Annotated in this window: 19 protein-coding genes; 13 read left to right on the top strand and 6 right to left on the bottom strand. The window is 38.3% G+C overall.

The window, feature by feature from the left end; genetic code table 11:
• Positions 1-88 precede the first annotated feature (88 nt).
• The 6 genes from IPJ83_05450 (at position 89) to rpmA (ending at position 7,020) form a co-directional block, all read left to right on the top strand.
• The gene (locus IPJ83_05450; GenBank protein MBK7879987.1) at positions 89-919 is read left to right on the top strand and encodes an SPFH domain-containing protein; all 831 of its coding nucleotides are present in this window, start codon (positions 89-91) and stop codon (positions 917-919) included.
• A gap of 361 nt (positions 920-1,280) precedes the next feature.
• Positions 1,281-2,213, top strand: a complete 933-nt coding sequence (locus tag IPJ83_05445; protein MBK7879986.1) for a transporter — start codon at positions 1,281-1,283, stop codon at positions 2,211-2,213.
• A 14-nt stretch (positions 2,214-2,227) separates the two neighbouring features.
• The gene (locus IPJ83_05440) at positions 2,228-3,769 is read left to right on the top strand and encodes a phosphatase PAP2 family protein (GenBank protein MBK7879985.1); all 1,542 of its coding nucleotides are present in this window, start codon (positions 2,228-2,230) and stop codon (positions 3,767-3,769) included.
• Positions 3,770-3,909: 140 nt separating this feature from the next.
• On the top strand, positions 3,910-6,105 hold the full coding sequence (locus IPJ83_05435; protein ID MBK7879984.1) for a TonB-dependent receptor: 2,196 nt from the start codon (positions 3,910-3,912) through the stop codon (positions 6,103-6,105).
• A gap of 267 nt (positions 6,106-6,372) precedes the next feature.
• Positions 6,373-6,684 (top strand): 50S ribosomal protein L21, encoded by a 312-nt coding sequence (gene rplU / locus IPJ83_05430; protein ID MBK7879983.1) that lies wholly within the window; start codon positions 6,373-6,375, stop codon positions 6,682-6,684.
• Between the two features lie 18 nt (positions 6,685-6,702).
• A complete protein-coding gene (rpmA, locus tag IPJ83_05425; protein ID MBK7879982.1) occupies positions 6,703-7,020 on the top strand; it encodes a 50S ribosomal protein L27 in 318 nt (105 codons plus the stop codon).
• Between the two features lie 251 nt (positions 7,021-7,271).
• Here rpmA and IPJ83_05420 read toward each other — a convergent pair whose 3' ends face one another.
• On the bottom strand, positions 7,272-7,988 hold the full coding sequence (locus IPJ83_05420) for a tetratricopeptide repeat protein (protein ID MBK7879981.1): 717 nt from the start codon (positions 7,986-7,988) through the stop codon (positions 7,272-7,274).
• Positions 7,989-7,994: 6 nt separating this feature from the next.
• Positions 7,995-9,782: a hypothetical protein gene (locus IPJ83_05415; GenBank protein MBK7879980.1), complete on the bottom strand. Its 1,788-nt coding sequence runs from the start codon at positions 9,780-9,782 to the stop codon at positions 7,995-7,997.
• Positions 9,783-10,197: 415 nt separating this feature from the next.
• Between IPJ83_05415 and IPJ83_05410 the strand changes: the two genes are divergently transcribed.
• From IPJ83_05410 to IPJ83_05385, 6 genes are all read left to right on the top strand, one after another.
• Entirely contained in the window at positions 10,198-11,223 is a 1,026-nt protein-coding gene (locus IPJ83_05410; protein MBK7879979.1) for a type 2 isopentenyl-diphosphate Delta-isomerase, read from the top strand.
• Positions 11,224-11,231: 8 nt separating this feature from the next.
• Entirely contained in the window at positions 11,232-12,557 is a 1,326-nt protein-coding gene (locus tag IPJ83_05405) for a hydroxymethylglutaryl-CoA reductase (GenBank protein MBK7879978.1), read from the top strand.
• Between the two features lie 62 nt (positions 12,558-12,619).
• Positions 12,620-14,482, top strand: coding sequence for an ABC-F family ATP-binding cassette domain-containing protein (locus IPJ83_05400; GenBank protein ID MBK7879977.1), 1,863 nt, complete (start codon positions 12,620-12,622; stop codon positions 14,480-14,482).
• A gap of 656 nt (positions 14,483-15,138) precedes the next feature.
• Complete coding sequence (locus IPJ83_05395; protein MBK7879976.1) at positions 15,139-15,624, top strand: hypothetical protein; 486 nt, start codon at positions 15,139-15,141, stop codon at positions 15,622-15,624.
• 23 nt (positions 15,625-15,647) lie between these two features.
• Positions 15,648-15,833 carry a hypothetical protein gene (locus IPJ83_05390; protein ID MBK7879975.1) on the top strand — a complete coding sequence of 62 codons (186 nt, stop codon included), beginning with the start codon at positions 15,648-15,650 and terminating at the stop codon, positions 15,831-15,833.
• A 345-nt stretch (positions 15,834-16,178) separates the two neighbouring features.
• Positions 16,179-17,003 carry a hypothetical protein gene (locus tag IPJ83_05385; GenBank protein ID MBK7879974.1) on the top strand — a complete coding sequence of 275 codons (825 nt, stop codon included), beginning with the start codon at positions 16,179-16,181 and terminating at the stop codon, positions 17,001-17,003.
• Between the two features lie 85 nt (positions 17,004-17,088).
• On the opposite strand, the gene IPJ83_05380 is transcribed toward IPJ83_05385, so the two are convergent.
• Genes IPJ83_05380 through IPJ83_05365 form a run of 4 tightly spaced genes read right to left on the bottom strand, consistent with a single transcriptional unit; the run spans position 17,089 to position 23,253 of the window.
• Entirely contained in the window at positions 17,089-20,139 is a 3,051-nt protein-coding gene (locus tag IPJ83_05380; protein ID MBK7879973.1) for an efflux RND transporter permease subunit, read from the bottom strand.
• Positions 20,140-20,190: 51 nt separating this feature from the next.
• Positions 20,191-21,237 (bottom strand): efflux RND transporter periplasmic adaptor subunit, encoded by a 1,047-nt coding sequence (locus IPJ83_05375; protein ID MBK7879972.1) that lies wholly within the window; start codon positions 21,235-21,237, stop codon positions 20,191-20,193.
• 32 nt (positions 21,238-21,269) lie between these two features.
• Entirely contained in the window at positions 21,270-22,601 is a 1,332-nt protein-coding gene (locus tag IPJ83_05370; protein ID MBK7879971.1) for a TolC family protein, read from the bottom strand.
• A gap of 34 nt (positions 22,602-22,635) precedes the next feature.
• On the bottom strand, positions 22,636-23,253 hold the full coding sequence (locus IPJ83_05365; protein MBK7879970.1) for a TetR/AcrR family transcriptional regulator: 618 nt from the start codon (positions 23,251-23,253) through the stop codon (positions 22,636-22,638).
• 572 nt (positions 23,254-23,825) lie between these two features.
• Here IPJ83_05365 and IPJ83_05360 point away from each other — a divergent pair.
• Positions 23,826-24,497, top strand: a complete 672-nt coding sequence (locus IPJ83_05360) for an ion transporter (protein MBK7879969.1) — start codon at positions 23,826-23,828, stop codon at positions 24,495-24,497.
• Positions 24,498-24,547: the final 50 nt, after the last annotated feature.

The raw sequence follows: 24,547 nt of genomic DNA, 5'->3' as shown, positions 1-24,547 counted from the left end.
TCGTTCATTTTACTTCGCATTTCGATAAGTCAATGCATTAAAGAACCTATCTTTCAATCCCTTTGTTTATGGTGTTAAACGAAGAAAAATGAAAGAAAAAATTTTTACCCCGATTTCAGGATGGCCGGTTTTATTACTCGTTCTCCTCTTACCAGTTAGCGGTTATTTTTATCAAAATCCATTTTGGTGGGTTGCAGGAGGAATTTTGTGGTTTCTCTTAATTTCCGGTTTTATCATCATTAACCCTAATTTTTCAAAAGTTCTAACACTTTTTGGAAAGTATGTGGGTTCTCTTAAGGATGCAGGTTTTTACTGGGCAAACCCATTTTATACCAAGAAAGGAATCTCGCTCAGAGCGAATAATTTTGACAGTGAAAGATTGAAGGTGAATGACAAACGTGGTAATCCGATCCAGATCAGTGTGATATTGGTATGGCGTGTAAGAGAAACTTTCAAAGCTGCCTTTGAGGTTGAGGACTTGTACAACTTTGTTAAAGTCCAGACTGATTCGGCGGTACGTAAGCTTGCCGGTCATTATGCATATGATCATGTGGAAAATCATGAAGAAATCACGCTTCGATCCAGCAGCATTGAAGTCAATGACTCTCTTGAAAGGGAGCTGCAGGAAAGACTTGAAATTGCCGGGATCGAAGTCATGGAAGCAAGAATCGGATATCTTGCATACGCACCTGAAATCGCTGCAGCCATGCTTAAAAGGCAGCAAGCTGAGGCGATAGTGGCGGCCAGATTCAAGATAGTCGAAGGTGCGGTTGGAATGGTTGAAAATGCTTTACACCAGCTTCAAGAGCGAAAAATTGCAGAGTTTAGTGAGCAGGAAAAATCAAGATTGGTAGGAAATCTTATGGTCGTATTATGTTCTGACAAAGAGACCAGCCCTGTGATAGAAATGAATGGATAAAAAATAAATTCATGTTAAAGAAATCCTCCAAATCATTTTGGGGGATTTTTTATTGCTTAAACCCGGGATGAAAACCTACGATCAATTTTAAATTACCTTATCCTACTTACACAGAAGAACATCTTATCCTTCAAAACTAATGTTTCACATATTTCTATCTGGGTTTCGTCAAATAGTTTAAAGGTCCCTTAAATGTCATCTTACATTTGACTCATAGTTTGGAAAGAAAAAGAGATTTTATCAAGATTGAGTTTTAAAGTTTTAATATAAAAGGGCTGAAACATCAGCCCTTTCTTATTTATAGAAGCACTGACCAAGTAGACAAGTATTTTAATACTCATTAACTTTCAACTATACTCAAATGAAACGAAGTCTACTTTTTTTACTTACCATTACATTTATTGTGCAGTCAAAAGCACAAACGCCGACTGACAATCTGATGATGCCCAAGGGTCAGATATGTGTAGCTGCAATTTATTCACATGACAGTTGGGATGAATATTGGGAAGGGACTCTGAAGAGAAACAATGGTAATATTGGCACCTTGAATCGTCAAAGCCTAATGCCAATGTTTTCACTCGGCCTGACCGATAAGATTAATTTTATGGCAGCTCTTCCCTGGGTAAAGACAAAGCCAACTGCAGGCCAATTTAGTGGTGATCAAGGAATCCAAGATCTTGGTTTGTGGTTAAAGGCTGAACTTATTAGAGAAAAACTTGGACCAGGTTCCGTGCTTTTACATTCCACATTAGGCCTTACAACTCCTGTTAGTGATTACAATCCGGACTATTTACCATTCAGCATTGGGTTGGGTGCAACAGAAGCCTCTTTACGAGGAATGTTGCAGTATGAATTGGATTTTGGACTATTTGTCCGAGGAATGTACGGTTATCATAGAAGGAGTGAAATAACTTTGGACAGGGATTATTATTATACGGACAAAGGATATTATTCCAATAAAGTGGACATGCCAAATGCCACCACATTTAATGTTTTGCTTGGCATGTGGTTGTTTGATAAAGGTTTGAGGCTGGAGGCAAACTATGATGGAATGACCAGTTTATCCGGTCATGACATAAGACGCCAAGACATGCCATTCCCATCAAATAAGATGAATAATCGCAGAGTTGGATTTGGATTTCAGTATTATCCAACATTTGTAAAAGGCCTAAGTATTATTGGTTCAGGAAATTATGTCCTTGAAGGGCGCAATGTGGGACAATCCACGATTTACAGCGGAGGTTTAGCCTATCAATTTGGCCTCTGGAACAAAACAACAACTAACTCAAATTAATTAAAAATAATCCAATGAAAAAATATATTAAATCTATAGTAGCATTCACTGCAATTTGCTTCTTAGGGCTTTCTTGTCAAGAGGATATAGAAACCGGCTATTCGTTTGAAACTTATAATTTTTCCGGTCTGGATGCCCAGGGGGGAACATGGAAGACTATCCTGATTGGTGATGTAAATCAATATGATGTTAAAACACCGGAGGCTACTAATTCTGCAAACTATCTTAAAGAATTGGCGGATTTAAAATTAGCTTCTGCTAAACCAAGTACGGAACAACTGACGGCAATAAAATACTGGGGAAATAACGGGCTCATCCGATGGAATGAAATCGCTCGGGATCTTGTGGCCAAATATAATTTACCTCCTGCACCCAATCCGGATGGAAGTTATGGAGTTCCTAATTCAGCATCTCCATCCACTTATCCCTATTTCCCTTTTTCACATCCACCATATGCCTGCAGGATGCTTGCCTATTTGAGCGGTGCCCAATATGATGCTTTAATTGCTGCCTGGAATCTTAAATACAAGTACAATAGGTTGCCGGCATATTTGAATGATTCAAGTATTGTAACCAATTTACCAAAAAATAATTTACCTGGTTACCCTTCAGAAGGTGCAGTTATTGCCACAGTTTCTCAAACGATCCTAATTGCCATGTTTCCATTAGCCAAAGACTATATTGCCTTAAAGGCAGCAGAACACAAGAACGTGTTGGGATGGGCAGGAATCAATGTAAAAAGTGAAATTACTGCAGGAGATTCTCTGGCTAAAGTAGTTGCTGCGGTATATACTAAAAGAGCATCAACTGATGGCATGAAAAATGCGCAAACTCCCAGACCTATATCAGATTCCATAAAATTAGCAGCCAAAGGTAGATTTGGATGGGCGTGGGATAATTTGGAGGATCCAGTGAGACCTGTGGGCATAACTCCATTATTTGGATCCGTTAAACCATGGTTCATACCGAGCGTCGAAGCGGTTCGACCATTACCTCCCCCTGCAATAGGCAGCACAGAGTTTAATGTTGCAGCTGAAGAATTGAAAACCATTGCAAAAAACCTGACCTTTGAACAAAGACAAATTGCAAATTTCTGGTCGGATGGCATTGGCACTTATTCTCCTCCCGGTCATTGGAACAGAATTGCTTGTGAACATATCGTGTCGTCCAAATATAACCCATTGAGAACTGCCAGAATACTTGCCTATTTGAACATGGCCATAATGGATGGTGGAGTGAGCTGCTGGGATACAAAATATTATTATCATTATCCAAGACCTTCACAAGTTATACCAGGCTTTAAAACCATTTTAGGAATACCAAATTTTCCATCCTACAGTTCGGGACATTCAGTATTTTCAGGAGCGGGTGCAGAGGTGTTATCCCATTTCTTTCCAAACAGCAGAAGTGAATTTGAAGAAATAGCAAAGGAAGCATCCTTATCCAGAGTATATGGTGGAATTCATTTCAGGTTTGATTCTGAAATTGGCGTTGCTCAAGGTAAAAACATTGGGAGTTATTCTGTAAATGTAGCCAAGGCAGATGGAGTTGAGTAATACGTTTTTTGTTAAGCATTCATAATAATTTCAGACCCCATGGAAAATTTTCTGTGGGGTTTTTTTTAAGTATTTTTTAATTCTTATACAAATTTATGGATGGTAAATAGGTTATCTTTGCGGAGATTAAAACTGTTTATATGAACCAGAAGTTGTTAAAATTAGTCAGTGTATTTTGTGGATTATTAATCTCACAACTTACATTTGGTCAAAATGAAATACAAGATAGTGTCACAGAAAAGTTGCTTAACGAAATTACGATAAAAGGATACCGTCAACAAACAGAAATCAGGCAACTTGAAGCCATCCATCAAACTTACATCATTGCCGGTAAAAAAAATGAAGTAATACTTGTAAAAGATTTACCTGCAAATCTTGCTGAAAAAACAGGACGTCAAATTTTTGCAAAAATTCCTGGTGCATTTATTTATGATATGGATGGTTCCGGTAACCAGGTGAATATATCAACCAGGGGATTGGATCCACATAGAAGTTGGGAGTACAATATCAGACAAAATGGTGTCATGATTAATTCAGATTTGTATGGATATCCTGCCAGTCATTACAGTATGCCAATGGAGGCCATTGAAAAAATTGAATTGGTGCATGGAACTTCAGCATTGCAATATGGTGCGCAGTTTGGAGGCTTGATCAACTATGTGACCAAAAAAGCAGATACCATCAAACCGATTAGTTTTGAATCTATCAGTTCAATCGGATCCTATGGATTATTTAGTACCTACGCATCTATCGGGGGCACTATTGGTAAATTCAGCTATTTTGGATATTATCAAAAACGGGTTTCAGAGGGATATCGAAAAAATTCAAATTCTGAAGCAGATGCTCAATTTTTAAATCTCAGTTACCAATTCTCTGACAAACTTAAATTATCCTTTGAGGTAGGCAGAAGCAGTTATGTGTACAAGATTCCGGGTCCGCTTACTGACAGTATGTTTTTAGCCGATCCAAGGCAATCCACTCGTTCAAGAAATTATTTTAATCCTGACATCACAGTTCCTTCCCTGACTCTAAATTGGCAGATTAATGCAAACACCACCTTAAACTGGGTTGTATCCGGATTATTTGGTAACAGGAATTCTGTTCAATTTGAAGGGTTTGCAGATAGAGTAGATTTAATAGATCCGGTAACTCAGCAATACAAAACAAGAGTAGTAGATATTGATGTTTTCAATTCACGAACTTCCGAATTGCGATTGTTACACCAATATAAAACTGGAAAAATACGCCATGCTCTTGCAGCTGGTTTGAGATATTTTAACAATGATTTAAACAGAAGGCAACAAGGTAAAGGCACAGCGAATTCAGATTTTGATTTGAATGTATCCGGACCATTTGGCAGGGACTTGCGTTTTAAGAGCCAAAGTATTGCCTTGTCATTGGAAAATATGATTTATATAAATGATCGATGGAGTATTTCTCCTGGAATGCGCTATGAATACGGTCAAACAGATATGACAGGTACTTTAAGTTACTATGACCCAAAGGAAACTCCCAACCAAATTGACCACCAAATTCCTGCTTTCGGCATCAGTAGCCAATTCTACCTCAAAGAAAATATTAAGATCTATGGAGGAATTTCACAAGCCTACAGACCAGTACTTTTAAAGGATATCATTCCGGGTTCCGTTTTGGAAAGAGCCGATAAAGATTTAGAAGATGCTTTTGGCTATAATGCAGAAATAGGTGCTAATTGTTCTATCAGCAAATTTTTAAAATTTGACATTACCTTATTCAGAATGAGATACGACCATCGAATGGGTAATCTCGTTTTAAAAGACAGTACCGGAAGTTACACATTTAAGACGAATATTGGAAACAGTGTTACTAATGGATTGGAAATATATACTGAAATCAATTTGGTTAATAAGATAAAATGGAGAGTTGGTTTATTTACTTCCACCAGTTTAATGAAAGCCACTTTTGAAGATGCGAAGCTTTCCGTTGGTACAGCTAATGTGGATATAAGTGGAAATGAGGTAGAAAGTGTACCACGTTGGATAAGTAGGAATGGACTGCAGGTAGCTTATAAGACCATAAGTGCCAATCTCCAATACAGTTATGTGTCTGACAGCTATTCCGACCCATTAAATACCATTCAGCCAACAGCTAACGGAGCTAGAGGAGTCGTCCCATCCTATGGTATCTGGGATCTGAACCTTGCGTGCAAATTTGCCAAACGATTTATTTTAAGGGCTGGAGTAAACAATTTCTTAAACACTTCCTATTTCACCAAAAGGCCTGTAATTTATCCTGGTGGAGGAGTTTGGAGTTCAGATGGACGAAGTTTTGTTTGTTCTATAGGGTTTCGCATCTAAAAAGGTTTTGGGAAAGATAAACCTATTAGGAAGGACACTATTATGAGAATCATGGAATTAACTCCAAGTAAAAATCATATTTTCGAATTAATTAATTGCTATTTAGATATTTATATATATTAAAAATAATTTATTTTTAAAATTACTTAACGGACGAATCTCTAAAAAGCCTAAGCTTTCCAGTTAATTTGTTGATTTTTAACAATTTTTCAATGAAGAAATGCTGAGAAGCGCTATATTTGCACTCCGATTTAAAAATCTGTAAAAATGATTGCCATAGTTAACATTCAGGGACAACAATTCAAGGTCGCAGCAGGCCAAAAAGTGTATGTTCATCATATCGATGCCGAGAAAGGCGCTTCTGTTAGTTTCGACGATGTATTAATGTTGTCTAACGACGGTGCAACTACAATAGGTGCACCTGCGATCAAAGGAGCTAAAGTAGAGGCTACTGTCTTGGATCATGTAAAAGGAGACAAGGTGATTGTTTACAAAAAGAAGAGACGAAAGGGCCTCGAGAAGAAAAACGGTCATCGACAGTCTTTTACTCAAATTAAGATTGAATCCATTATTGCCTAAAGTTTAAATTATAAAAAAATGGCTCATAAGAAAGGTGAAGGTAGTACCAGTAACGGCCGGGACAGTAATAGTAAGCGTCTTGGGGTTAAATTATTTGGAGGCCAACAGGCTATTGCAGGGAACATCATTGTTAAACAGCGGGGCACTAAATATCATCCGGGAAGAAACGTTGGCGTAGGAAAAGATTGGACGCTTTTTGCACTTACAGACGGTGTGGTAAAATTTACAAAAACACGTAAGGACAGAAATGTTGTGCATATTGTAGCCGGCGAAAACACAGCCGTAGTTGCTAATAATGCCCCTACCAGGGTAGTTGCGTCTTCAGAAGAAGAATAGTCTTTAACACAGATTTATTTTTGATTCGATTTTAAATAATCCTTTCAAAATTAAAAAATATCAAGGTCTTCAATGCAAATTGTAGACCTTTTCTTTTTGATGTATTTTAAGGTTCTTGAATGGACTGTTAACCATACTGTTGTTAATTTAGCTAGTAAGAACAGAAGATTCTAGGGTCAAATTTCCGAGAATAATTACATTATCTCTTAAGCCTTTAAAAGCAAAAATGAATTTTGTAAAAAAGGACTAAATTAAAGTGAATCCATTACCAATCTTAACTTTGATTTCAGGATCCAGCCCGCATCATATGATTTGGTTTGTACTTTAACCCAAGGATCCAAATGATCCATCACCTCCAGCGTTTCCCCGGAGAGCAGTTCAATTTTTATGGTACTCAAAGTATCTGGCGAGAGTAAAATAGGACTATTTTCCATCAAGACAGCCTTGTGGTGATCTCCTGCCGTTATGGTTTGATATAAAGAAAGACTACAAGCTATACAGGCAAAAAAGAAAAGGAACGTGCTGAATATTCTAAATTCCCTAATCCTGAACCAAATCCAGAAAGAGATACTGAAGAGAAAGGCACTTAAAACCCACCAAAACAAAACACTAAATGCGTTGCCTAATTTAATAAACCAACTGAATAAGAAAAACTGAGGCAGGGAAATGTCTTCAATTCCGGCCTGTCCTTCTGCCGACTTAAGATTATCTTTTGCTTCTGAGTAAGAAGGGTCTATTGCAATTGCTTTTTGGTAATATAATATTGCTTCAGGATATTTTTTTAATTTGTAATAGCAATTGGCCTGATTGTAAAATAATTCTCTGTTTCTGTATCCCATTGCAGTCAATTCTTCCCAAACTTTGAGACTTGATTGATAATCTGCCTGTGCATAAAAATCAAGGCCCTGATCAAATGACTGGGCTTGTAATAATGTATTGACGAATAGAATAAATAAAAGCCTACTCATTATAAATTATTTAATAATGTCCTCCAATGAAGTTGGTTTTTCTTTTGATCTGGAAATGTAACCTTCCAGAAGTTTTGTTTTGCCTGAATGGAGTGGAAGCATGTTTCCTTCCGGTTTGGTATAAAAATGAATCTTGTCAATTTTGCGTTGATCGTTAAAGACCATTTTCATGCTGCTTGATTTAATATAATTGGTTCCAATGTAAGCCTTGTCTTCATCCTGAATAAAATAAACTGATTCTGCATTTCCCTGTGAAGTCAAATGGTCCATTCTTTTGTTCGCAAAAAAAGCAGTGATGTATCTACCCTTCATTTGATTAGTAAGGTTGGTTACGGATTCCGTCAAAACAAATGCTTTTTGAATAAGATGAATTTGGTTAAGCGCTTTATTTTTAAGATAGAGCAGGATGGTATCTCCTATAAACTGAGTGGTGTCTGCCCATAAAACAGGATTGTACATCATTCTGAAGACAGAATCTCTACCATCAAAATAAAGTGAATCGCAAAGTCCCTGCATTTTATTACTCCAAATTTTAACATGATAAAACGCTCTCATGATGTTAAATGTATCACCATTTTCGGAAATCTGTTTAGAAAGCAAACTATCTGCCGTCATGTAGAGAGTATCATTATCTACAGGCGTTGAAATATATTTTCTTTTTCCAATTGGAATAAGCAATTTATCTTTTTTGTTGTATTGAAAGGTGTCGCAATGTATTTCAAAACCAGACTGGGTATCCCTGAGTATAACTTCACCAAAAGCTTCACCAAGATCTTTGTCCCCTGAATAAACAATTTTATCTGCGGTAATAATTTGTTTCCCTTCAAAGACCTGTGTTCTTCCCTGAACTTGAAGAGATTTGGTTTTTTTATTGTAGATAATGGACTCTCCTTTCAGACTTCGGTCCTTGTCCTTGTACCAGCCATTGCCATAAATATAAACCATGTCTTTAGCCTGGTCAATATAAATACTGTCTCCTTTTGCTTGCTGAACGCTATCTCTTATCCAGGCATTTCTTGTAAGGATGATTACATTTTCCTGGGCACGAAATTCAATATTTTCTGCATCGGCAGATTGGCTTGACTTTCTGTAAACAGGATTTTTCCAAAAAAATGATCTTTGCAAATTAATGTCGTAATATCCTGCTTCCGCAAAAATGTTCATGTCTTTTTGCTTAATGTCAGTAGGTCCTGTAAAGACAACATGATTTTTCTTTGCATCAAAAATCATTGAGTCAGCCTGCAAATTCATGCTGTCTTGTAAGATAACATTCACGCTATCCTTAAAGAATGCCATTTCTTGTTTGGCATGATAGTATCCGCGATTACTTTCCAGTTGGGTATTGCCGGAAGACAACAATCCCCCAGTGGTATAACTTGCAATTCGTTTTTTAAGATCGTAATGTAAGGCTGAAGTAAATAACTGTCTGTCCTTGTGGCGCAAAACTATATTATTGATAAAATCTGCCTGTAATTTTTGACCATCATAATACAAAGTATCCCCAAATATCTGCAAACTGTCCCCTTCCACAATTCTCACATGACCGATGGCTAATACCCTCTGTCCTTCGATGACAGCAGAATCACAAAAAAGGTATGTTTTTTTATGCAGTACGGCAATATCCTGGCTTAGATATTGGATTTCTCTACCATCGAAACGTTCAAATCTTAGAAATTCAGAATGTATGACATGCACACTGTTTTTCGAAGTATCCTTTTGGGCCCAAAGGTTTGGCGCTAAACCAATATTGGCCAGAATAAAAAGGAGGTAATGGTAACAAGCATTATACTTCATCAAGGAGTTAAAACTGAAACTTTGCAAAATTATTATAAACCATCGTAATTGAATTATGATAATATACAAATAAAATTCTATTCACACCACAAATTCAAGGATAATTTCCATTTTTTTGAAATTTGAAAAATTAAATCATGGGGTTTTAAACCTAACAAAATATACCTTTTGGCTACTGTATTTTGGAGGAACTGGATGTGATCCTGTTTACCAAATTTACCGTAAGCTGGAACAAAAATTTAAGGTCAAAAAGACAACTTAGCCATACTCAAGAAGTGTTTTGGGTTATGCTATTGCAAAATTAACCAGAATGGATGCCATCTCCCTGCAAGACGGTGATAAAAAAAAGCTTTATCTTGTGAAATCTTGAAACAAGGACCATAGTTTCTTGTTCTTTTGTTTCAAATCCTGTTAAATGAGCTCAAATCCGCAAGACCAAATTGACCGTAAGGATGATCACATCAGCCTTACCTTTCAATCGGGAACACCTGCTCATATGTGTGACGCCAGGTTTGAATATGATCCCATCCATGCTATCCATCCTGAACCGCTTGCTAAATGGCCCACCAGTCTTGCCGGAATTGAGATGGATTATCCGGTTTGGATATCCAGTATGACCGGTGGAACTGCTAAGGCAAAAATGATTAATTCAAATCTGGCCCGTCTGTGCAGTGAGTTCAAACTTGGGATGGGTCTTGGTTCCTGCAGGAAATTAATAGACCAACCGGAGACCAGATCAGATTTTCAAGTCCGTAAGATTATCGGAGGACAGCCACTTTTTGCAAATTTGGGTATAGCTCAGTTGGAAATGTGGGCAGGTGATCACAAATTAGATTTGATCCGCGAAATCATGGAAATTTGTGAGGCAGATGGGCTGATCATTCATATTAATCCGATGCAGGAATACATGCAAGCTGAAGGGGATCGCATTCGGGTAAAACCAATAGATACCATCAAAAGAATTTTAGATGCATTTGATTATAAGATTATCGTCAAGGAAGTAGGACAAGGGATGGGATTTAATGCCATGAATTCCCTGCTATCTCTTCCCCTTGAGGCAGTAGAATTTGGCGCTTTTGGCGGAACAAATTTTGCATTATTGGAATTGCTTCGCGATGATGAATTTAAAAGAGAGGCGCTTACACCCTTGGCCAACATTGGACATTCTGCAGAGGAAATGGTACAAATCTGCAATCGCCTTGTGGAAAAAAAATCAGAAGTTCAGACTGGTCAGATTATTATTTCCGGTGGTGTGCGGCATTTTCTTGATGCATATTATCTAATGTCGCTGAGTAATATGCCATCTCTCTATGGTATGGCGTCTGCCTTTCTCAAACATGCTATGGGGGATTATGAAAATCTGAAATTATTTTTTGAACAACAAATCAGTGGACTGAATATGTGCCGATCCTTTTTGAAAATTAAAAATCAAAACGGATGAGTGAGTCGATGAACAGCAAATCCATTTCAGGTTTTTCAAAACTAAATAAAAGGGGTAAAATCAAGTGGATAGTTGAAAATTTTTTCAAGGATCCGGAAAATGTGATGCATGAATTAATGAGTTACTGGCATCGCAACGAAGACCAGCAAAAAATTCTGGATGGATTTTCTGAAAATACCATCAGCAATTTTCCAATGCCCTTCAGTGTAGCACCAAATTTTCTGATCAACGGAAAAACCTATTGTGTTCCGATGGTCATAGAAGAAAGTAGTGTTGTAGCTGCAGCTGCTTCCGCAGCAAAATTCTGGATGGACAGGGGTGGTATCAAAGCCGAAGTACTTAGCACAAGAAAGCTTGGCCAAATTCATTTCAAATGGCTGGGAAAGGAAGAATGGCTCAGAGCGTGGATTCCGGAAATCGAAAAGAGAATGCGTGCAGATGCAAAAGAAACCCTACGCAACATGGAAAACCGGGGTGGCGGATTCAGTTCTATAGAACTTATTAAAATCGGTGAACTGGAAAATTATTACCAGTGGCGGTTGGGGTTTGAAACTTGTGATTCGATGGGTGCCAATTTTATCAATTCCTGTCTTGAATCTTTTAGTGCAAGTTTCGAACAGTTTATCACCGAACAAGATCATCTGGAAGAGGGCGCACGGGATATAGAAATTATCATGTCCATCCTTTCGAATTATACCCCAGATTGTATTGTCAAGGCATCTGTGAGTTGTCCTATTGACCAGCTTGGTTCTTTTGCAGAAGAAATGAGTTCAGAAGAATTTGCTGAGCGATTTTATACTGCCATAAAAATTGCGAGACAGGATCCTTATCGTGCAGTAACACACAACAAAGGAATATTTAATGGGATTGATGCAGTCATTATTGCCACTGCAAATGATTTTAGGGCAATAGAGGCATGTGGCCATGCATATGCCGCCAGGGACGGACAGTACAGAAGTCTCAGCGATTGCAGTGTGGATAACGGAATATTTCATTTTTGGTTGGAAATTCCACTTGCCTTAGGTACTGTTGGCGGTCTTACTGCTCTGCATCCGATTGCAAAAAGATCGCTTGAATTATTGGATCACCCTTCTGCTGAAGAATTGATGAAAGTTACCGCAGCAACAGGTCTTGCACAAAATTTTGCTGCAGTGAAATCTCTGGTTACCACCGGTATTCAACAAGGCCACATGAAAATGCATCTTGCGAATATTCTCCATCATCTTCATGCAACTGAAAAGGAAAGTGCATTGGCATTGGAATACTTTAAAAACAACAAAGTGAGTTTTACCAAAGTGCGAAATTTTTTAGAAGCTCAAAAATGTTCACAATAACTTTTCTGATTTTTTTCTTGTGTATAATTTCCTAAGAACATCGATTAAATAATAAACCTAACATGAATTATCTCACACTTGAAAATATTTCCTTGTCCTATGGAGAAAAAGTTTTGTTTGAAAATTTAAATCTTAAGGTAAATCAAGGCGAGAAAATTGCAATTGTTGCACGGAATGGCAGCGGCAAGTCAAGTTTGCTTAGAATTGCTGCCGGCATTGAACCACCCGAAGGACAATCTTCCAGTTACTGGATAAATAAAGACATACAGGTTGCATACCTTACGCAGGATCCGGAATTTTCTCCTGGACACAACATACTGGAAACCATTCTGGAAGGCCACGATGACTGGATAAAACCATTAAAAGCGCTTTACACTGCTCAAAAGTCACATGATGATGCAGAGACACAAAAGGCTCTTGCCCTCATAGAAGAATCTAAAGCCTGGGAAATTGAAGCATATGTTCGAGAACTTGCCGGAAAATTTAAATTACCCGACTTTGACTTTCCAGTAGACCAGCTCAGCGGAGGACAAAAAAAACGACTGGCCATAGTAAAAGTTTTGTGTGGCAAACCTGAATTTCTGATCCTGGATGAACCTACCAATCACCTTGATCTGGAGATGATCGAATGGCTTGAAAAATATCTGGAACAAAGTCAGGCCAGCTTACTGATGGTCACACACGACCGGTATTTTCTTAATAATGTTTGTAATCAAATTTTAGAACTCGATCGTGGTACACTATACAAATATCAAGGTGATTACGAAGAATTTCTGGAAAAGAAAGCAATGCGTATGCAGAATGAAACCGTCGTTAAAGACAAGATGCGCAAAATGCTGAAACGCGAATTGGAGTGGGTACGCAGAATGCCAAAAGCTAGGACCACAAAATCAAAATCAAGGGTCGACAACTTTTACGAAAACAAAGAATCTCTAGAGGGACCTAAAGAAGTTGGAGACATTGAATTTGATATTGACCACACAAGACTGGGCTCAAAAATTCTTGAGCTACATAACGTCACTAAGTCATTTGGTCAAAAAACTATTCTCGATAAATTTTCTTACAAATTTAAATCCGGAGATCGGGTGGGTTTGGTTGGCCCTAACGGAATTGGGAAAACCAGTCTGCTAAAATTATTTACAGGAAGTCTTAAGCCCGACAGTGGAAAAATTATTATTGGAGAAACTGTATTATTTGGATATTATGAACAGGACGGACTAAATCTTCAGGAAGACAAAAGAGTGATCGATGTCATACGATCTATTGCAGATTATATCCCCTTAAAAAAAAGTCATAAACTTTCTGCTGAAAGTCTGCTTGAAAAATTTCTTTTTCCACGTCCTCAGCAACAAGTGTATGTAAGCCAGTTGAGCGGAGGGGAAAGGCGAAGATTATATCTACTCACCATCCTCATCAAAAATCCAAATTTTTTAATTCTTGATGAACCTACAAACGACCTTGACATCACGACACTAAATGTTTTGGAAGATTTTCTAATGGAATTTCCCGGAGTCTTACTCATTGTTTCCCACGACCGTTTCTTTATGGACAAATTGGTCCAACATCTTTTTGTTCTGCAAGAAGGTGGAAAGACAAGAGATTTTCCAGGAAATTATTCTGAGTATAGAGAGGCGTTAAAAAAAGAGGCTCTTGCAAACTCTAACGTAGAAAAAACAGAAAAACCAAGCACAGAAAATGCAGGCCAGAAAGAACGTAAAATAAATCAAGTTGCAAAAAAAGAAATGCAACAAATCGAACGGGAACTGGAAAAATTGAGCGCTGAGCGATCCCGGATCATAGATAATTTCGCTACCCTTAATCCCACCAGTACTGAATTTATTAACTCCAACAAGCGTCTCGTTGAAATTCAGGATCGAATGGACGTGATTGAGATGAGGTGGATGGAAATTGTGGAGGAAAATTAGGAAATTAGGAAATTAGGAAATTAGCTAATGAGTTAATAAAAGGACTATATTGAACGATCTCTGAGGCAGCAGAGTATCGTGCAACAGCACGATAAGTGAAGGCTCTGCGAAAGCGGCTAAAGAAAGAATTTGAAAATTAGTTAATGAGTTAATAAAAGGACTATACTGAACGATCTCTGAGGCAGCAGAGTATCGTGCAACAGCAGGATAAGTGAAGGCTCTGCGAAAGCGGCTAACGAAAGAATTTGAAAATTTGAAAATTAGTTAATAAAAATCTGGACTTTCTTAATATAGTGGTCTTCGAAAGCACGATATGTGAGGGAACCCTGCCTGAATGCTTCGACAGTCAGCCGCTAAAGCGGCTAATGATAGAATTTGAAAAGTTGAAAATTAGCTAATGAGTTAACAAAAGGACTATACTGAACGGATCTCTGAGGCAGGAAATTAATTTCTCAATTTTGTAAAAGTAGAATTGCAATTCATCCACATCACTAAGTAAATTTCTTGAAAATTTGTTCGTAATTCTCAATTAACATTCTAAAGATAATTGATGTTTGAATTCTGCTTGTGGCGCGGAATGATTTTTATCATTGATCAGCATGATCTTGCAACTACCCTGCAAAATAATTTTCTTCTAATTTAGACAAAAAAATCTTATGGATCAAACACATGTTCATCTTTTAATTAATCATCTTCCAATCTTTGGTTCAATCCTTGGTGTGATGGTCTTGGTGCATGCACTTTGGATGGATAGTAAGCAGACGAGTGTGGCTGCATACAATTTATTCATTGTTTCGGCAATCGGTGCGGGGATTGCCTATTTCACAGGTGAAGCTGCTGAGGAAACGGTCGAAAACATTCAAGGTATTTCGGAGAATGTAATTGACATGCATGAGGACGTTGCTGTTTATGCGTTGGTGTCCATAATAGTATTGGGGGTGTTGTCGATTCTGGGACATTTGTCTGTCATAAAAGATTTTAAAATATACAAATCCTTGGCTTGGTTGATTCTTTTGATTGGATTGGTAAGTTTTGGTTTGATGGCAAGAACGGGTTATACCGGAGGTCAGATAAGACACACTGAATTGAATTCTGCATCCTTCACTCAACCACCAAATGGCGAAAGTGGGGATGAGGATTAATTAAAAAAATAAATTTTTACATTATGAAAAGATTATTTGAGTCTTTTTGTTTAGGACTAATTGTTTTGATGGCTTGCACGAGTAATTCAAAACCACCTGCTGAAAAGCAAGTTACACCTGTAAATGTGGAAGCGGTTGCCCCAAATCTTCCGCCTCCGGATTCTTTAAACATGAAGCATGAGGAAGAAGAAGAGGAGGAAAAGAATTAGAGAATTTGAAAATTTGAAAATTTGCTAATGAGTTAATAAAAGGACTATACTGAACGATCTCTGCTTCAGCAGAGTATCGTGCGACAACACGATGAGTGAAGGCACCGCGAAAGCGGCGGGTAAAGGAATGAAAGAATTTGAAAATTTGAAAATTAGCTAATGAGTTAATGAAGAGGCTGCACAACAGTGCCACGTGCTGAATTTAACCCTTGCGATCTGTAAATTGCTGTCAATTCTATTTGGTTGTAGAGATACGCAATAAAAATACTGCCCGATTTTAAACCTTTGAATCGAATTTATGTCAAAGAATGGTACTTCAGATTTTCAACATAAAATAAAGTTTCTATGAAAATTCAAAAGGTTTTTTCCGTTCTTGCAATCCTTGGCGTGGTTGCTTTTCAATCCTGCAGAAAGGATGGTTTGTTTGGTGACAATGCGTTTGTGAATTCCTCCTTAGATTTGGCTACCCAACAAAATCTTCTTGAAATTAATGAGTCTGAAATCAATGACCAAATTGAAAATGGTTTGCAGACTGCTCAGACTCGTACATATCCAGTAAGGACCTGGTTAAATGCCAAGGGAACTTATCCTAATACTTTGATAATTGATTATGGTTCAGCGGGTGTAACTGGTCCCAATGGACATATCAGGAAGGGCATCATAACTGTACAAATGTCCGCCCCCCTCAATACAACCGGCGCTGTCCGCACGGTGAACCATACGAATTTCTATCTTGATGACATAAAAATTCAGGGCACGGTAGTACTTACGAATGTGGGCAAGAATGCAATGAGCCAAAATGTACTGAGCAGGTTGGTTACCAACAGAAAATTATCGTTCCCTTCCGGAAAAACTATTGAGTGGGAAGGCAATCAGACACTCACCCAAATCGAAGGATCGCTGACCGATAAAATAATTGCTGACGATGTATGGTCCATTCTTGGATCCTCTACCGGTGTTAACCGAGCAGGAGATTCCTTCACGGTTACTACCGTGGATGCTTTGATTTATAAAGCAAATTGTCCATGGCTGGTGCAGGGAAAACTCAGTCTGAGTACCAATAATTCCATATATAGTATTGATTATGGTGAAGGTTTCTGCAACAGTCTAGCGGTGGTTACTCTACCGGATGGAGACACCAAAGAAATAAATCTACTCCGTTGGTGGTAGTGGATAAATAAAAAAGCCAATGATTTTCATTGGCTTTTTTTGTTTTAAGAACAAAATATTTTATCATGCATTATTTATAATTCCACTAAACTTTTGGTGGAATAAGATAATACAATACCGGTGTGACCAATCTGCTCAAAAGCGTTGAACTGATCAATCCACCAATCAGCACAATGGCCAATGGACTGATCAATGGAGATCTTTCCAACACCAAAGGAGTAAGTCCACCAATCGCTGTAAGTGAAGTCAACAAGATGGGTAAAAAACGAGTCTCGGCACCATCTAGCACTGCCTCAAGAAGTCCCATTCCTTTCGCACGAAGTCCGTTGGTGTAGTCAACCATCAAAATGGAATTTTTAATTTCAATTCCCGCCAGTGCAATGATTCCTACAGTTGCTACAAAGGAGAGCGTTTCTCCTGCAACAAACAATCCAAGAAATGCGCCAATGATACCCATTGGAATTACACTCAGCACAATAAGTGTAGACTTGAAAGTTCTGAATTCAAGAATCAGTATGGCAAGCAAACCAAAAACTGCCAACATGATGATGGTTCCTATTCCTCCAAACGATTCATCTCTTGACTCTCTTTCCCCTGCTGCGATCAATCTGTATGAAGGAGGCATTGGTACCTGGTCTTTAATTTTTTGAATGATCTCATTGGTCATCTGATCGGTGTTAAATCCGGTTGCAACAAATGAACTTACCGAGCTGTATCGTTCTTTATTGAAATGGTGGATTACAGGTGCAGATGGTGTCATTTGGATGGTAGCAATATTCTTTAAAGGAACCAATGCGCCACTGAAAGAAGTCACATTGATGCGATTAAAATTTTCCAATGCATTGCTGCTTGGTTTTTCAAGACTGACAAGAATGGAAGACTCCTCTCCTTCTTCATCTCTGATTTCGCTCACCTCCAATCCTGCAATGGCTAACCTTATGGTTTTTGCAATTTCTGCTGTGGTCAATCCAAACATGCCGGCTTTTTCTCTATCTATTTCAATTTGAATATCTGATTTCTTAAATTTTAAATCGTTGCGTACATAAAGTGCCCCTTGCGTAGCATTCACTATTTGTTCAACGTCATTCGCAAGTGATTGTAAAGTATCTAGATTGCTGCCCAGGATGCGCATCTCAATGGGCGCTGTGATGGGAGGACCCTGTTGAAATCTTCTCACCTTCGCTTCAGCGCCGGCAAATTGTTTTAATTCTACTCTCAATTGATCTGCAAATTTTACAATTTCCGGAACAGAGGTTTCGTCATCCAAAAAAATCATCATTTGCGCAGCATCATCTGAATTTTGCTTTTGAAATTCGTTGTAATAAATTCTTGGATTTCCTTTGCCTACATTGGATGCTAATCTTATCACTTCCGGTTTGCTTAGGATAAATTGTTCAATTTTGCGCACCAACTTGTCTGTATGTTTTAAGTTGCTGGTTGGTTCTGTTTCTATGTCCACGATAATGATGGGCTTTTCGGAAGCAGGAAATAAACTAAATCCCAATCTCGGTACTAATGTAAAAGATGCCACGAAAATAGCCGCTGCGGTCAACAATGTTTTAACCGGGTGACCAATGCACCAGATAAGAAGTTTTTGATAAGGTGCATTGATGTAATTTTTAAATCCACGGAAGAAAATATTTCCATCCTGATGACTGTCCTTTTCATGAGCCTTTAACATAATGCTGGACAAAAATGGAATGATTGTAACCGAGACAAACAATGATGCCAGTACAGTAAGCATTACAGCCATTGGCAATGAACGTATAAAATCACCAGAACCTTCAGGGAGATTCGCAAGCGGAAGGAAAGCAAGAAGTAAAGTTGCGGTACAACCAAGTACTGCAACCAGTATATGATTGGTAGCAGAAACAGCGGCTTCCCTCGCAGAAATTCCCTTACGCATGTATCGTTCAATATTTTCAACTACCACGATGCTGTCGTCCACCAACAATCCTAAAGCAATGACCATGCCTACGATGCTTAACTGATTCAAGGTATAACCAAGTAAGTCCAGTAAAAACAACCCTATACTCAATGACAATGGTATGGAAATCATCACAATGATAGAGGCGCGTGTACCCAATGGCAACAATGTCAGCAGGACCAAGAAAATAGCAATCATAAAATCCATTCCCAAACCGGAAAGTCTGTTACGGACACCTGTCTCCTGATCAAAAGCTTGCTCCATTCTAATATCTGAAGGAAGAGTGGTGGCAAATTCATCCAAAATCTTTTGCATTTTTTTACGCACCGTGATGATGTTCTTTTTATCCTTCATAGCCGTGACCACCCAAAGAGCCTTGCTCCCATTAAACCGCGCAATGTGGTCTGTTTCTTTTTCGTCAAAATAAACTTGGGCAATATCTGACAATCTTAAGGTTTTACCTTCGTTGTTCGTGTGAATAATGGTCTTTTGTATGTCTTCAATGTGTTCGAATTCAGAAGAAGTCTTGATGTTAAATTTTCTTTGTCCAAGGTCTACATCCCCTCCGGGAATATTAATATTGTTGGCTTGTATCAAACCAAGAACCTGGTTCAAACCAATTTTTAGTTGAGCCATTCTTTCCAGGTTCAATTCAATTTTAATTTGTCTGTCCGGAACACCTTGAATTTCTACAAACTTAATTTCTTTTATTCTTTCCAGTTCACGTTCCAGACGTTCCGCTTCAGATTTCATTTTTTGCGGATCTGCAGTTTCAGATACTAAGGCAGTTTGTAGAATTGCCACATCACTACTTGCTGCGCGTTTGACGGTGAGTTCCAGCAGTCCATCAGGTAAATCCGGACGAAGTCTGTTGATCTCTCTAACTATGTCATTATTCTTGGCTTCTACATCCACACCATAATTAAAATCTACCAACATTACCATCAGTCCATCTGAAATAGAAGTGTTGATTTTTTTGATGTCAGAGAGTTGGTATAATTCTTCCTCGATCGGATCCACTATAAGCTGTTCCATATCCTTAGGTGTTGTCCCGGGATAAATTGCAACGATGGAAAAAATAGGTGCACCAAAAGGAGGATCTTCTCCCCTCGGCATATTCATCAAAGAGTTGGCCCCAAGTATCAGCACTGCGATAAACAGCACCAAAGTGAATTGATAATTTTTTACAAAAAACTGATTAAAAGACATGATCTATTTTTTAATGACCACAATGATCCATTATATTTTGAAATATTAATGCTAATTAACTTTACGAACTAAGTCACCTTCTTCAAGATAAGAAGACCCTGTAGTAATGACTTCTTCCGGTAAGGATGTCTCAGCATGAATTGCTACTTTATCCCCGATGAGTCTTATTATTTTCAACATGATTTTTTTTGCTCTTCCTTCCTCTATGACAAAAACATAAGCCGACTGTTGATTCATTTCCACCATTGCTTCAATTGGTATGGTTGTGTAGGTTGAAACAGATTTTGGATAAATAATGGATTTGGCCACCAAACCTGCTGCAAGTGAAATATTGAGGTTCTTAATTTTTAAAATTACGTCCAGTGTACCGCTGGCTTCGCCACCAACAGGAGCTTTGTCATCTACTACTGCTGTAAACTTTTTTTCAGGATAAGCATCCAGACTTATCTCGGCAGGATCTCCGATGTTTACTCTTGCCCAATCGCGATCAGTCAAACCTACTCTAACCGTCCAATCCTGATTTTGAGTACCCATAATCGCATAAACAGGAATCCCGGGACCGGCGAGTTCACCCGGATGCAAAATTTGTTTCACAATTCTTCCTGCAATCGGGGAATGAACCTCACTTTGTCCTCTGTTGAATCTGGCAATTTCTACGGATCTTCTGGCCATCTCCAAAGCTGTGGATGCATTTTGAAATTGTTCAAGCGTGGCGACACTGTCGGTGTATAAATTTTTTACACGTTTTAAATCGCGCTCTGATTTTTCCAAAGCCTCTTCTGCTATTTTGACCTGTGCATTAATTTCAGTCATGATCAGTGTTGCGAGCAATTGTCCTTTCTTTACCGCATCGCCCTCTTTCACAAAAGTTCTGTCTATGATTCCACCTGTTTTAAAGGAAGGTTTTGCATCCGATTCAGACATTACAATACCCAGTGCAGAAATGGTCTCAGATTCTTTGCCGGATTCTATTTTTGCAGTTTTAACCGGAGTTGAATTCAAGTCCTGAGAATTATTTTCGGGAGTAGGTTGCTGTTGTTTTTTACATGCCCATAAAAGGGAAATAAAAATGAAAGCGGAAAAGAGAATTTTTTTCATTTGTTCAAATTAAATTGCAATAAAAAATAAGATTAATCAATTGGATAGTTGGCCGTGTTGTAAAGATGTTCGGCCCATCTGATCCATACCTGAAAACGGGACAAAGTATATTCTGTTTCGGTTCTAAAACTTAGTGTCTGTGCATCCAGCAGTTCTAAATAGTTAACCGATCCTTCTTTGTATTTTTTAAAAATTTCCTGATACATTTTTTTTGCATGCTCAATTCGTGGTGCAAAGGTTTTTGCCTGCGCCATAGCTGATTCCAGATTATTCAGACTGGTTGCGGAACGGAGTTCAAATTGATCTTCAAGGTGGTCATGTCTCATTTGTATGGCAGCAAGGGTTGATTTATTTTGGTCTTTTCGATATTTGTGTCGCGCCCCATCATAGAGATTGATTTCTAAATTGATTCCAAGCAAGACATATGGATCAAAACCAAAATCAAATTCCTGAGACCCCAGATCCAACTGTGCACCTAAACGAGGTTTGTAAAATTGTTTTTCCTTTTTTTGAAGAAGCTCGTTGATTTTTATTCCTGATTTCAATTGTTCTAATTCCTCTCCATCTTTTCGTTCTGTTTTGTTTATCGTGGGAAATTCTGATAATACCAATCCATTTAACAAAATTTGCACATCCGGACCTACAAGGAATGTCAAATAATCCAATGCATTGTTACGCATGGCTTGTATTTCCAATTTTTTGGCTTCCAGCGAGGCCTTTTCAGATTCAATTCGGTGTTGTGCAGACGGAAGTGCAATTCCATTTCTAACCATACTGGAGGTCGTTCTAAGGGCTTCAGCAAGCAATGTGTCTGACTGTAGAACTATGTTCAAATATGCCTCAGCACTTTTATATTGAAACAGCGTTGTCATCAGCTCTTTACTGAGCAGTCGTTTGTAGGCTTTAACTTCCAATTCCTGGAGTTTGATTTGTTCCAGTTTAATGGATTTCCCCAAACTGATTTCCGGATAATAAATGGGTTGCTGAACCCTGATGTGCGCATCATAAAAATTATTGGGTAAAAACTGGGTCTCTACGTTTTCCAAGCTGCCAAAATTATTCGTACCTGTTAGTTGGTTTAGGGTACTGTACACGGGATTGAAGAGATCGCCAATGGGGAGGGCAATTGACCGACCTCCATATGCTAGGGTGTACTGCGCTCCAAAATTCACAGAAGGCCGATACATTGCCTTGGCTTCCATAAATGATGACTCCGCCTTTTTGAGTTCAAAACTTCGTGCCTGGAGTTCTTTGTTTTGTTTCCAAACCGCTTTAACCATTGGGTCAAAGTCCTGTGCTGTGGCAATTTGGTTCAACATAAACAAAATAAGAAGCCACTGTGCCGATTTATAAATTGTGATCATAATATGTACACTGTTTAGCAAATGGGTAAAAAAATTATTCGTGGATAAATATGCAATTCATGATGTGATCAAGGGTTGCAGCAACCAAGTGATCCGGGTGTGCTTGTTCGATGATATCCAATCGTTGGGATTGCACTAAACTTACCAGACCATGGACATTACTCCACAGCTGCAGAGCCATGATGTGTGGATTATCTGCTTTAGTTCTTTTGCTTTCGATGACTTCCTGACAGGTAGATACCAGCAGTTCGAAGAGGCTCAATCCCTGTCCCCAGACCTCTTTACAACGCTCCAGGTGGTTCATTGGCTTTTCGGAATTAAACATCAATTCGTACCAATCCGGATTGTCAATACCAAAACGCACATAGCCTCTTCCAATCGCTGCGATCCGCTTTACCGGATCCGGTTCTGAGATAGCTTCCATCAGGAACTTACCCATCAGGGTGAAGCCCATTTCCATCAAAGAAAAAAGGATTTCGTCCTTATCCTTGAAGTATAAGTAAATGGTTGCGGGGCTATATTCAGCAGCGGTGGCGATCTTTCGGATAGACAACTGATCCTGGCCTTCTTTGGACAGAATTTCCTTTGCTTTCAAGAGTATCAGCTCCCGAAGTTCGCTTTTTTCCCTTTCTTTTCTTTCTGAAATACCCATGTACAGCTTGATTAGTTAGTGATTAAGTCATTAAAAAGCAACTTGTGAAAAATAAGACATTTGCTTTGGGAGTATTTCATTCTTCCAATTGCTTTCTTCAATTGTTTAAATGAACCCCTTTTCACAAATCCCATTTTGATCAGCTTGTCAAAATAACAACGCAAATATAATAAACAGTGTTTAGTAAAATGATCGTTATAATATAAATATTTATTTTAATAATATGTATAATGCATAATATCAGTTATTAAAAAATTTCATTCTCAAACATGTCGGGTAAAAAATCGTAAAATTTAAGCATTCGATTAGGATTGGTCCCAGCAAATAGACTTACGACTTTGGTACAGTAAATTCACAAAATGTCCCGCTTTCAACTCTTTGCAATGATTAACTTGATCAAAATAATGCTAAAAACAGGTATTACGGTTTGGCCTATTGCTTTTCATTCATTTTCCCCTCATTCAAAAGTGCCGGAAGAATAAAATCAGCACTATTTTTACAATAAACCTTTGACCATGATTTATTGACTTATTCAAATTGGTTAACATGGTTTAAAACTTAATTCAAATTTTATGGAAACAGAACAAATGGAAAAAACAGAGAAATTAGGCTTCCTAAACATCCTGATTATCCTGTTGTCCATCTATGTGTTGGTTGCTTTGATGCTGGACACCATGTTAAGATTACCGCCGGAAATATCCAAAATATTGCACCTTCTGGATCATATGATTTGCCTGATATTTTTATTTGATTTTTCCTATCGGTTTTATAAGGCCAAAAGCAAGTTGTCGTATATGAAGTGGGGCTGGATAGATCTTCTTGCAAGTATTCCTGCAGTAGATGTATTGAGGACCGGGAGAGCCTTCCGATTAATCAGATTGCTTCGAATCCTGAGAGCGTTTAAATCCGTCCATCATCTGGTAAACCATGTTTATCAAAAAAGATCCAACAGTGCCCTTGGAACTGCTGCCATAGTGGCTACTTTTAAGATTATATTTTCCTCCTTCGCAATTCTACAGGTAGAACACGACCCGGAGAGTAACATTCTTACCGCAGAGGATGCAATTTGGTGGGCTTATTCTACCATTAATTATGGCGCTTATGGAGATAAATACCCAGTCACCACAGAAGAAAATACCACTGATGATGGCTTTAAAAATTTTATTCCGGACATCATTACCCGATATATTTCCCTTAACTCGCCGGCTATGGGAATATCCACGGCATGCAGGGCATTCATGTAGTTTTTGAGAATATGGTATTGGTGATAGGTGAGTTCTGAAGGCATTCTGGG

This window comes from Candidatus Vicinibacter proximus, from assembly GCA_016713905.1.
Taxonomy (GTDB): Bacteria; Bacteroidota; Bacteroidia; order Chitinophagales; family Saprospiraceae; genus Vicinibacter; species Vicinibacter proximus.
This window is presented reverse-complemented; position numbering and strand designations above follow the sequence as displayed.